This window comes from Promicromonospora sp. NPDC110617 (genome assembly GCF_055598465.1).
The window spans coordinates 1109639-1121166 of sequence record NZ_JBVKBM010000001.1 but is presented as its reverse complement, the minus strand read 5'-3'; the positions used below and the strand labels follow the sequence as shown (position 1 = coordinate 1121166).

Annotated in this window: 9 protein-coding genes; 8 read left to right on the top strand and 1 reads right to left on the bottom strand. The window is 74.2% G+C overall.

What is annotated here, in order from left to right; translation table 11 throughout:
- Positions 1-166 precede the first annotated feature (166 nt).
- Positions 167-2902, bottom strand: coding sequence for a UvrD-helicase domain-containing protein (locus tag ACZ7LE_RS04850; RefSeq protein WP_470402188.1), 2736 nt, complete (start codon positions 2900-2902; stop codon positions 167-169).
- Positions 2903-3044: 142 nt separating this feature from the next.
- Here ACZ7LE_RS04850 and ACZ7LE_RS04845 point away from each other — a divergent pair, with 142 nt between their 5' ends.
- From ACZ7LE_RS04845 to ACZ7LE_RS04810, 8 genes are all read left to right on the top strand, one after another.
- A complete protein-coding gene (locus ACZ7LE_RS04845; protein ID WP_470402187.1) occupies positions 3045-3974 on the top strand; it encodes a patatin-like phospholipase family protein in 930 nt (309 codons plus the stop codon).
- Positions 3971-5185, top strand: a complete 1215-nt coding sequence (locus ACZ7LE_RS04840; RefSeq protein WP_470402186.1) for a macrolide family glycosyltransferase — start codon at positions 3971-3973, stop codon at positions 5183-5185. The genes ACZ7LE_RS04845 and ACZ7LE_RS04840 overlap by 4 nt, the downstream gene beginning before the upstream one ends.
- 3 nt (positions 5186-5188) lie before the next feature.
- On the top strand, positions 5189-5674 hold the full coding sequence (locus ACZ7LE_RS04835) for a hypothetical protein (protein ID WP_470402185.1): 486 nt from the start codon (positions 5189-5191) through the stop codon (positions 5672-5674).
- Positions 5671-6606, top strand: coding sequence for a hypothetical protein (locus ACZ7LE_RS04830; RefSeq protein WP_470402184.1), 936 nt, complete (start codon positions 5671-5673; stop codon positions 6604-6606). Before ACZ7LE_RS04835 ends, ACZ7LE_RS04830 begins: the two co-directional genes overlap by 4 nt.
- 214 nt (positions 6607-6820) lie before the next feature.
- A complete protein-coding gene (locus ACZ7LE_RS04825; RefSeq protein WP_470402183.1) occupies positions 6821-8017 on the top strand; it encodes a glycosyltransferase family 4 protein in 1197 nt (398 codons plus the stop codon).
- A 200-nt stretch (positions 8018-8217) separates the two neighbouring features.
- A complete protein-coding gene (locus ACZ7LE_RS04820) occupies positions 8218-9312 on the top strand; it encodes a Gfo/Idh/MocA family protein (RefSeq protein ID WP_470402182.1) in 1095 nt (364 codons plus the stop codon).
- On the top strand, positions 9309-10376 hold the full coding sequence (locus ACZ7LE_RS04815) for a dTDP-glucose 4,6-dehydratase (RefSeq protein WP_470402181.1): 1068 nt from the start codon (positions 9309-9311) through the stop codon (positions 10374-10376). Before ACZ7LE_RS04820 ends, ACZ7LE_RS04815 begins: the two co-directional genes overlap by 4 nt.
- Positions 10373-11527, top strand: coding sequence for a DegT/DnrJ/EryC1/StrS family aminotransferase (locus ACZ7LE_RS04810; protein WP_470402180.1), 1155 nt, complete (start codon positions 10373-10375; stop codon positions 11525-11527). Before ACZ7LE_RS04815 ends, ACZ7LE_RS04810 begins: the two co-directional genes overlap by 4 nt.
- Position 11528 lies beyond the last annotated feature (1 nt).

Below are 11528 nucleotides of genomic sequence, written 5' to 3'. Positions count from 1 at the left end.
TTCGAGGCCCGGGTTTCTTCGCTTTGAGCCTCGTCAAAGCGAAGAAACCCGGGCCTCAAAGGAGATGATGGGCAGAGACTGGACCGGCGAGACCGGCGAGACCGGCCGGGCCGGCCGGGCCGACTGGGCCGACTGGCCCGGGCCGACGCGACCCGGGCCGGCCGCCTCAGAGCTTCGTGACCGCCGTGTACTTCAGCGCGATGCGCTTGGTCCCGTTGGTGCCGAAGTCGATCTTGACCACGGCGTTGGCCTCGACGTCCACGACGGTGCCCAGACCGTAGGAGTCGTGCGTCACGCGGTCGCCGATCTCCAGGCTGGGGATGTCCTTCTGCACGTTGATGCCGCCGAACCCGCCCGCGGCGCCCGCCTTCTTCTGCGGTGAGAACGGGTTGGCCTGCCCACCGCCCGACGACGACGTGGTGCCGCCGCGTGAGGACCCCGACCGGCCCGAGGACCACGAGGAGCCCGAGCCCTGGCCGCGCCCGCCCGGACCCGAGCGCACGCCGGAGCCGTAGCCGCCGGACCCGTACCCGCCGCTCCAGCCGCCCCGGCCCGCACGGATCGCGGCCGTCGACGACTCGCGCCGCCGCCAGTCCCACAGCTCCTCGGGGACCTCCTGCAGGAACCGGCTCTCCGGGAACTCGTTGGCCATGCCGAAGGCCGCGCGCACCGACGACCGCGTGATGTACAGCCGCTCGCGCGCCCGCGTGATGCCCACGTAGGCCAGGCGGCGCTCCTCGGCGAGCTCCGTGTCGTCGTGCAGCGAGCGCATGTGCGGGAACGTGCCGTCCTCCATGCCGGTGAGGAAGACGACCGGGAACTCCAGGCCCTTGGCGGTGTGCAGCGTCATGAGCGTGACGACGCCCTGGTTCTCCTTGGGCGCCTCCTCCGCTGCGCCGTCGGCCACGTCCTCGTCGGGGATCTGGTCGCTGTCCGCGACCAGCGAGACCCGCTCCAGGAAGTCCGCGAGCGAGCCCTCCGGGTCGGTCTCGCCGAAGTCGACGGCGACCGCGTGCAGCTCGGCCAGGTTCTCGACGCGCCCCTCGTCCTGCGGGTCCTCGCTCGCGCGCAGCTCGGCGAGGTAGCCGGTCTTGTCGAGCACCGCCCCGAGCACGACGGCCGGCGCCGCGCCGTCGTCGACCAGGCCACGCAGCTCGCGCATGAGGTCGCGGAAGGCGAGCAGGGGCTTGAGCGAGCGGTTGGTCATGCCGGGGATCTCGTCGGCCCGCTCCAGGGCGGCACCGAACGAGATGCGCTCGCGCTCCGCGAACGACGCCACGAGCGACTCCGCGCGGTCGCCGAGCCCGCGCTTGGGCACGTTGAGGATGCGGCGCAGGTTCACGTCGTCGTCCTCGTTGGCCAGCGCGCGCAGGTACGCGACGGCGTCCTTGACCTCGCGGCGCTCGTAGAACCGCGTGCCGCCGACCACCTTGTACGGCAGGCCGACGCGGACGAGCACCTCCTCCAGCGCACGCGACTGCGCGTTGGTGCGGTAGAAGATCGCGACGTCGCCGGGGCGCACGTCGTCGCTGTCCCCGAGCTTGTCGATCTCGTCGGCGACGAACCGGGCCTCCTGGTGCTCGTCGTCCGCAACGTAGCCCACGATCTTGGCCCCGGCGCCCGAGTCGGTCCACAGGCGCTTGGGCGTGCGGCCGGCGTTGCGGGAGATCACCGCGTTGGCGGCGCTCAGGATGTTCTGCGTGGAGCGGTAGTTCTGCTCCAGCAGGATCGTGGTGGCGTCCGGGTAGTCCTTCTCGAACTCCAGGATGTTGCGGATCGTGGCGCCGCGGAACGCGTAGATGGACTGGTCGGAGTCGCCCACCACCGTGAGCTCGGCCGGGTCGAGACCCGAGTCGTCGTCCGCCCCCACCCCCGCGAGCTCCCGGACCAGGGTGTACTGCGCGTGGTTGGTGTCCTGGTACTCGTCCACCATGATGTGCCGGAACCGGCGGCGGTAGTGCTCCGCGACGTTCGGGAACGCCTGGAGCAGGTTCACCGTGGTCATGATGATGTCGTCGAAGTCCAGGGCGTTCGCCTGGGCCAGGCGCGCCTGGTAGCGGGTGTAGACGTCGGCCAGGACCTGGTCGAACTTCGGCGTCGTGGTGTTGCGCTCGTCGGCCGACTGCCCGCCCCACGGCCGCCGGATGCCGCCCGCGGCGGCGGACGCGGCCTCCGCCTGCGCCTCCTGCTCCGCGTACGTCACGGCCTGGCGGGCGTAGGTCTCGGGGTCGACCAGCTCGTTCTTCAGGTCGCTGATCTTGTTCGACAGCCCGCGCGCCGGGTACTTCTTCGGGTCGAGGTTGAGCTCGCGCGTGACCAGCGTGATGAGGCGCTGGCTGTCCGCGGCGTCGTAGATGCTGAAGCTCGACCGCAGCCCGAGCGTCGTGGCCTCCCGGCGCAGGATGCGCACGCAGGCCGAGTGGAACGTGGACACCCACATGCGGTTCGCGGCCGGGCCCACCAGGCCCTCGACGCGCTCACGCATCTCGGCCGCGGCCTTGTTGGTGAACGTGATCGCCAGGATCTCGCCCGCCCGTGCCCGGCCCGTGGCCAGCAGGTAGGCGATGCGGTGCGTGAGCACCCGCGTCTTGCCCGACCCGGCGCCGGCCACGATGAGCAGCTGCCCGCCCTCGTGCACCACGGCGGCCCGCTGCTGCGGGTTGAGCCCGTCCAGCAGCTCGTCGGGGTCGAGGTGCGCGTAGGCCCCGCGGGCGCGCGGCGCCTCGGACTCGTGCGGTAGGCCCGCCAGCCAGTCCGGTTCCGCGGGCACGGCCGCCTCACCGGGGTCGCCGGCGTCCGGCGCGTCGTCCCAGCGCGGGGCGGTGCGCGGCAGGCGCGCCTCGTCACCCGGCGCCGCCGGGTCGAGGCCGGGCAGGGAGAGGCTGTCGAAGAGGGAAGTCATCGCCCCTAAGCCTAGGCGGGCTCACCGACACTGCCGACGGGCCGCGCGGTCCGGGTCGTCACAAACTGGAGGGGTCCGCGGTCGAGGGGGTGGACGAGTGTGTCGACGGGGCCGCCCGTCGGATCAGCAAGGAGTCGCCGACATGAGGTTCGCACCGGATGAGCCGGCCGATCCGCCCCGGGGCCTGCGCGGCCTCCCCCGCCCCGTCGCCGCGGTGGTGGGCGGCGGCGGCGTGTACGGGGCCACGCAGGTCGGCGTCGGCTACGCGCTGGAGCAGCACGGGTTCGTGCCCGACCTGATCGTGGGTACCTCCGTGGGCGCGTTCAACGGCGCGGTGGCCGCCGCGCACCCCGGCAGCGCCGCACGGTCGCTGGCCCTGACCTGGACGGGGCTGCGCCGCCGGGAGGTCTTCCCCTTCGGCCTGCGCACGTTCCGGGCGGGCCTGTTCGCCGACGCCGGGCTGCGGCGGCTGATCAAGCGCGCGGGGCTCCCGCCCCGGATCGAGGACCTGCCCGTCCGCTTCATCGCCGTCGCCACCGACCTGGCCAGCGGCGAGCAGGTGCTCCTGGAGCACGGCGACCTGGAGTCCGCGCTGCTGGCCAGCGCCGCCATCCCGGGCGTCCTGCCCGCGGTGGTCCGGGACGGGCAGACGCTGGTCGACGGCGGTGCCGTGGCGCACGTCCCGGTCCTCGCTGCCCGGGAGGCCGGGGCCGCGAGCGTCGTGGTCGTGGTGACCGGGCGGGAGGCGCTGCCGCTGGGCACCACGGTCCCGCCGCGGCGCGCCCAGGCCGTCGCCGCCCGTGCCGGGCTGCTGATGATGCACCACCAGATCGAGCGCGACCTGCGCGAGGTGGCGCAGGAGATCCCGACCGTCGTGCTGCCCACGGGCGTGGTGGCCTGGCCCGCCCTGTGGGACTTCAGCCACTCCCGCCGGCTGATCGACGCCGCGCTGCTCTCGGCGAGCAGGTTCCTCGACGAGCTGGTGATCACCGGACCGGGCCTGTACCGGCGCGAGCCCGTCGAGGCGGCGCCCGGCGACATCCCCGGACGGCGAGCCGGAGGCGGCCGATGAGCACCGTCGCCTTCCTGAACATCGGCATGCACGGGTACGTCAACCCGACGCTCCCGGTCGTGGCCGAGCTCGTCCGCCGGGGCCACACGGTGACCTACCACACCACCCCCGCGTTCGCGGCGCAGATCGAGGCCGCGGGCGCCCGGGTGCACCTGTACCCCGGCGGCGACCTGCCCCTGCCGGACCCGCCCATCCCGCTGGCCATGATGGCGGGGCTCGCGCACGCCGCCGTCGGCCTGCTGCCCTCCGTGCTCGCCGACCTCCGGGCCGCCCGGCCCGACCTCGTGGTGCACGGCGCGGCCTGCCCGTGGGGCGCCGTCGCCGCGCGCGAGCTCGGGGTGCCCGCGGCCGCGACGTTCACCACGTTCGCGTTCAACCGGCAGGTGCCCAGCCCCGGCCGTCTGTCCCCGGAGCTGCTGGCCGCGGCCGCGGCGCACCCCGGCCTCGCCCGCGACTACGCCGGGGCCCGCTGGGCCCTGCGCCGTGGCTACGACACCGGCGGCCTGCCGCTGACCGACCTGATGGACGCGCGCGAGCCGCTGAACCTCGTCTTCACGTCCCGCGCCTTCCAGCCGGGCGCCGACGCCTTCGACCCGTCCTTCCGGTTCGTCGGGGCGAGCGTGGGCTCCCGGCTGCCGGACCCGGCGTTCGCGGCGGACCGGCTCGAGAGCCCGGTCCTGTACGCGTCGCTGGGCACGGTGTTCGACGCCGGCCCGGACCTGCTGCGCACCTTCGCCACCGCGCTGGCACCGCTCGGCGGCACCGTCGTGGTCTCCACCGGGCACACGGACCCCGCCGACCTGGGCGAGCTGCCGGCCAACGTGCTCGCCCGCCCGTCGGTGCCGCAGCTCCAGGTGCTGGCCCAGGCCGCGCTCTTCGTCACCCACGGCGGCATGAACAGCGTGAACGAGGCGATGCTGGCCGGGGTGCCGACGCTCGTGGTGCCGCAGGGCGCCGATCAGCCGCTCGTCGCCCGGCGGGTGGTCGAGCTCGGCGCGGGGCTCGCCCTCAGCACCCAGGACGCGACCCCCGAGTCCGTGTACGTCCTGGCCAAGCGGCTGCTCCGGGAACCCCGCTTCCGGACGGCGGCCGGCGTGCAGCGGGACGCCCAGGAGGAGGCCGGCGGCGCGCTGCGCGCCGCGGACGAGCTCGAGCGGTACCTCGCCGGGGCGTCCGGCGGCGCACCCGCCGGCCCGGGACAGGGGGGCTGAGGGGTGCCGACCGCCGTCGTCGTGCTGCTGGTGCTCGCCGGCCTGTCCGAGAGCGCCGGGCGCGTGCTGCCCCTGGTGGCCCCCCGGCCCCGGCTCTCCCCGCGGCTCCTGGTCGCCCTGATGACCACCGGCACCGTGGTCGAGGGGGCGGTCGTCGCCCTGTGGCCGCCGGCCGCGTGGGCCCTGGCCGGCTGGGTCCAGCCGGGCCCGCTGCCGGGCCCGACCCTGGCCTGGACGCCCGCGCTGGTCGCGCCGATGCTGCTCGCGGCGATCCTCGCGTTCCCCCTGCTCGGGCCGTTCCTGCACCTGCTGCTCGTGGTCGGGGTCGGGGCGGGCCTGGCCGGGCCGCTCGCCGACGCCTCCGGGCTCGGCTGGTGGGGCGCGGCCGCGTGCGTCGCCGGGGCCGGGCTGGGGCTCGCCGCGACCGTGGAGGTGGTCCGGCGGCTGACCGCGCGGCTCATGGCCGGGGCGCGGGAGGTGCCCGCATGACCGAGCTGCTGCCCCTGCTCCTCGTGCTCGCGATCGGGCCGTTCCTGCTCGCCGAGGGCCTGCTCGCCCGCTACGAGCTGATGGTCTACACCGTCGGCTGGCGCACCCAGGTCCCCGTGCTGCCCGCGAACCTGCCCTACGCGCGCGGCGCGGACCCCGACCGGCCGCCGGACGCCTACCTGGTCTACCTCGACGGCATCGGCAAGCGCCGGTTCACCGACACGCGCGACGGCGGCCAGCTCGTCCAGGCGGTGATCGCCGGGGCGCCCGAGCTGCGGGTGCTGGGCCAGGTCCAGCCGTACTCGCCGCTGGCCGACCCGCTGGTGGGGCGACCGGTGTGGGACTGGCTCCGCAAGCACGTCGGCATCACGCTCTTCCTGCACAACGTGATGCAGACGTTCGTCGCGGCCGACCGCCGCTACCGCCCGCTGTACAACCGCGCCGTGGGCGGGCAGATCGCCGAGCAGCTCCGCCTGGCCGGCTACGTGCCCGGCAGCGGCATCCCCGTGGTGCTGCTCGGCTACAGCGGCGGCGCCCAGGTGGCCCTCGGGGCCGTCGAGGAGCTCTGGACGCAGCTGCGCGCCCCGGTGTGGGCGATCACGCTGGGCGGGTTCCACAACGGCGCGAACGACCTCACCCACGCGGCCGGGGTGCACCGGCTGACCAGCGGGAACGACTGGATCGAGCAGGTCAGCACCTGGCTGTTCCCCGAGCGGTGGCGGCTGCTGCGGCGCAGCCCGTGGAACCGGGCCCTGGCGGCCGGGAAGGTCGGCGTGCACCGGCTCGACCCAGCGACCCACGTCGGGCCACTGAGCTACATCAGCCCGACGGCGCGGCTGGACGACGGCAGCAGCCACCTCGACCGCACCACCGAGACGGTCGTCGGGATCATCCGCGAGGAGTGCCGAAAGGCCCGCCGAACCACCGGATGAAATACCGGGAACGCCTTTGCGTGACGTTCCTGACCCACCCGGAAAAGGTCGCGGAAATCAACCTCGACGCGGGGTGATGTTCGGGTGATGTTCCCGGTCCGGGATATCACCCGGCGCCGCGGGTGAATCGCCGTGTTCACCCGCTCCCCGGGTTTCTGGCGGACGCTGCGGGAGCAAGACTTTCCTCATGCATTCCGCCGCTCCACACGTTCTGGTGATCATCCAGAACCTGCCGTTCAGGATCGACCGCCGGGTCCGGTCCGAGTGCCGCGCGCTGACGGACGCCGGGTACCGCGTGAGCGTCGTCTGCCCGCAGGAGAACCCCGACGAGCCCGCCCGGTTCCAGGTGGACGAGACGACGGTCTACTCGTACGCCCCGCCGCCGGACTCCCGCGGGGTCATGGGCTACGTCCGCGAGTTCCTCGTCTGCTGGTGGCGGACGGCGCGGGCGTCGGCCCGCGTGCACCGCGACGCGCCGTTCCAGGTGATCCAGGCGTGCAACCCGCCGGACACCTACTGGCTGCTCGCCCTGCTCTGGCGGCTGCGGCGCGGGGTGCGCTTCGTCTACGACCAGCACGACCTGTGCCCCGAGGTGTACCTGGCCAAGTTCGGCCGGCAGGACCTGCTGTACAAGGCGCTGCTGCTCCTGGAGCGCGCGACGTACCGCACCGCCGACCACGTGATCTCGACGAACGGCTCGTACCGGCAGATCGCGCTGGAGCGCGGCAAGGTCGACCTGAGCCGCAGCTCGGTGGTGCTCAGCACGCCCGACGCCGACCTGATGCGCAAGGGCGACCCCGAGCCGGGGGCCCGCGACCTGGGCAAGCACCTCGTGTGCTACGTGGGGATCATGGGCTCGCAGGACGGCGTGGACCGGCTGCTGGCCGCCATCGAGCACGTGGTGCGCGTGCGCGGCCGCACCGACGTGCGCTTCGCGCTGCTCGGCTTCGGGGACGCACTGGAGGAGCTGCGCGCGGACTGCACGCGCCGCGGCCTGGACCTCTGGGTGCACTTCACCGGCCGGGTCGACCACGCGGCCATCGGCCGGTGGCTGTCCAGCGCGGACCTGGGCGTCACGCCGGACCCGCCGAGCGAGTTCAACGACCGCTCCACCATGAACAAGACCCTCGAGTACATGGCGCACGAGCTGCCGGTCGTGGCGACCGACCTGACCGAGACCCGCCGCAGCGCGGGCGACGCGGGCCGGTACGTCGCCGGGAGCGACCCCGCGGCGTTCGGCGACGCGATCCTCGAGATCCTCGACGACCCCGACCGCGCCCGGCGGATGGGCCTGGCCGGGCGCGCCCGGATCGAGGGCGAGCTGTCCTGGCGCCGGCAGGCGGAGACCTACGTGCGGGTGTTCGACACGGTGACGGGCCGCACGCGCGCATTGTCCGAGAAGCGCGGATGAATGTCCGTCGCGGCATTTCCGGCGCCCTTCACGCCTTTCTCTTTCACCCCTGGGTGAAACCCGCCCCGGGTGAATAAACGTCGACCACGGGTGATTTCGAAAGGCCCCGGCCAGTTCGCCGCGAGGCCGGGACGTACATTGATCGGAGCCAGGATGACAACACTCCAGGCCGATCCGAGCTGATACCGGAAGAAGGCAGCATGGACCAGAGACTCTTGCGGGCGGCCGTCGTGGGCGCCGGCTACTGGGGACCCAACCTGGCACGCAACTTCGCGGCGTCCGACCGCTGGGAGCTGGCCGCCGTCTGCGACCTCGACGCGGACCGCGCCGCCCGGGTGGCTCGCGCGAACGGCCGGGCCGACGTCGAGACGTCGCTCGACGCGCTGCTCGCCCGGGACGACGTCGACGCGGTGGCCATCGCGACGCCCGCGCGGACGCACCACGCGATCGCGCTGGCCGCGCTGCGCGCCGGCAAGCACGTGGTGGTCGAGAAGCCGATCGCCGACCGTGCGGCGGCGGCCACCGAGATGGTCGCCGAGGCGCGGGACCGCGGTCTGGTGCTCATGACCGACCACACCTACTGTTACACGCCGGCGGTCCGGAAGATCCGCGAGCTCGTCGCGAACGGCGACCTGGGCGAGATCCTCTACATCGACTCCGTCCGGATCAACCTGGGTCTGGTCCAGCCCGACGTCGACGTGTTCTGGGACCTGGCGCCGCACGACCTGTCGGTCCTCGACTTCGTGCTGCCCGGCGGCCTGCGGCCCGCGTCGGTGGCCGCCCACGGCGCCGACCCGATCGGCGCGGGCAAGTCCTGCGTGGGCTACCTGGTGCTGCCCCTGCCGGGCGGCGCCGTGGCGAGCGTGCACGTGAACTGGCTCAGCCCCACCAAGGTGCGCCGGATGACCATCGGCGGGTCGCGCCGCACGCTCGTGTGGGACGACCTGAACCCGCAGCAGCGGATCAGCGTCTACGACCGCGGCGTGGACCTGGAGACCCAGGCGTTCGACAGCCTGGAGCGCCGGGCCGCCACGATCTCCTACCGCCTGGGCGACACCTGGTCGCCCGCGCTGGAGGAGCGCGAGGCGCTCGGGTCGATGGTGGGCGAGCTCGCCGAGGCGATCCAGGGCGAGCGCCCGGCCCTGACCGACGGCGCCGCGGGCCTGCGCGTGCTCGACGTGCTGGAGGCCGCGGACCGCAGCCTCGCCGCCGGCGGCGGCGTGGCCCGGGTCGAGACCGGTGCACGCACGCCGGTGCTCGCGGGCGGGCCGACCGGGAACGGAGCGGCCGCATGAGCGCGCTGCGCGGGACGCGCGTGCTGGTCACGGGCGGCGCGGGATTCATCGGCAGCCACCTGGTCGACGAGCTGGTGCGCCGGGGCGCGGCGTCGGTCACCGTGGTGGACAACCTGGTCAACGGCCGACGCGAGAACCTGGCCCACCACCTGGAGGACACCGACGGGCACGGCACGGTGCGCCTCGTCGCCGACGACATCCGCAGCGAGGCCGCGCTCGCACTGGTCGACGACGCGGACGTCGTCTTCCACCTGGCCTGCCTGGGGGTGCGGCACAGCCTGCACGACCCGCGCGAGAACCACGAGGTCAACGCGACCGCCACGCTGGAGCTGCTCGAACGCGCCCGCGCCGCGGGCGTGGGCCGGTTCGTCCACGTGAGCTCCAGCGAGGTGTTCGGCACCGCGCAGTACGCCCCGATGAACGAGGAGCACCCGACCTGGCCGGAGACGGTCTACGGCGGGTCGAAGCTCGCCGGGGAGGCGTACGCGCGCGCCGCGTTCCGCACCCACGGCATGCCCGTCGTGGTGGTCCGGCCGTTCAACACCTTCGGCCCGCGCAGCCACTTCGAGGGTGACAGCGGCGAGGTGCTGCCGCGCACGATCGTGCGCGCCCTGTGCGGCCTGCCCGCCTTCGTCTACGGCGACGGCGAGCAGACGCGCGACTTCCTGCACGTCAGCGACACCGCGCGGGGCCTGGCCGACATCGCGGAGTGCGACGCCGCCGTGGGCCGCACCGTGAACGTCGGCTCGGGCGCCGAGGTGACGATCAACGAGCTGGTGACCACGGTCGCGCGGCTCGCCGGGCGGCCCGACCTCGAGCCGGAGCGGCTGGAGGCTCGCCCGGGCGACGTCCGGCGCCTGCTGGTGGACAACACGCTGGTCCGGGAGCTGACCGGCTTCGAGCCGCGGACCACCTTCGAGCAGGGGGTCGCCGACCTGGTCGACTGGTTCCGCAGCCGGCCCGAGAGCCCCGAGGAGATGCTGAGCCGCATCGAGGACCGCAACTGGGTCGCGCCGGCCGCCGCCCGCGCCGACGCGACGGCCCCCGCGGGGGTGGTCGCATGACCGCTGTGGAGGAGGGCCTGCAGCGCGTCGACGTCATGAAGCCCTGGCTCGGCGCGGAGGAGGTCGCGGCGGTCGCCGAGGTGATCGAGTCCGGCTGGGTGGCGCAGGGCCCGCGGGTCGCCGCCTTCGAGGCGGCGTTCGCGGACGCGATGCGCGCCCGTGCCGCCGTCGCGACGTCGAGCTGCACCACGGCACTGCACCTCGCCCTGGTCGTCGCCGGCATCCGGGCGGACGACGACGTCGTGGTCCCGTCCTTCTCGTTCGTCGCCACGGCGAACGCCCCCACGTACGTGGGCGCACGCCCCGTCTTCGCGGACGTGGACGCCGCCACCGGCAACCTCACCGCCGAGACGGTCGCCGCCGCCCTCACGCCCGCCACCCGCGCGGTGATCGCGGTGGACCAGGCCGGAGTGCCGGTCGACCTCGCCGCGATCCGCGAGCTGTGCGACCCGCTCGGCATCGTGGTGATCGAGGACGCCGCGTGCGGCGCCGGCTCGACCTACCGCGACCGCCCCGTCGGGGCGGGGGCCGAGATCGCCGCCTGGTCCTTCCACCCCCGCAAGATCCTCACCACCGGCGAGGGCGGCATGATCACGACCAGCCGCCCGGACTGGGCCGCCCGCGCGCGGCGCCTGCGCGAGCACGCCATGAGCGTCTCCGCGGCGGACCGGCACGCGTCCCTCGTCTCCCCGCCGGAGGAGTATGGCGAGGTCGGGTTCAACTTCCGGATGACCGACCTGCAGGCCGCCGTCGGCCTGGTGCAGCTCGGCCGCCTCCCCGAGATCGTGGCCCGACGGCGCGAGCTCGCTGCCCGCTACCGCGAGGCGCTGGCCCACGTGCCCGGCCTGCGCCTCGTCGAGGACCCGGCCTGGGGCCGCTCCAACGTGCAGTCGCTGTGGGTCGAGGTGCTGCCCGGGTACCGCCTGGACCGGGAGGGCCTGCTCCTGGCGCTCGCCTCGGCGGGCATCTCGGCGCGTCGCGGCATCATGGCCGCGCACCGCCAGCCGGCGCACGCCGACCGCGGGCACGTGCCGCTGCCCGTGACCGAGCGGCTCACGGACCGCACGCTGATCCTGCCCCTGTTCCACCAGATGACGGACGCCGAGCTGGGCCGCGTGGTCGAGGTGCTCCGCGGGTACGGGGGGCAGTGAG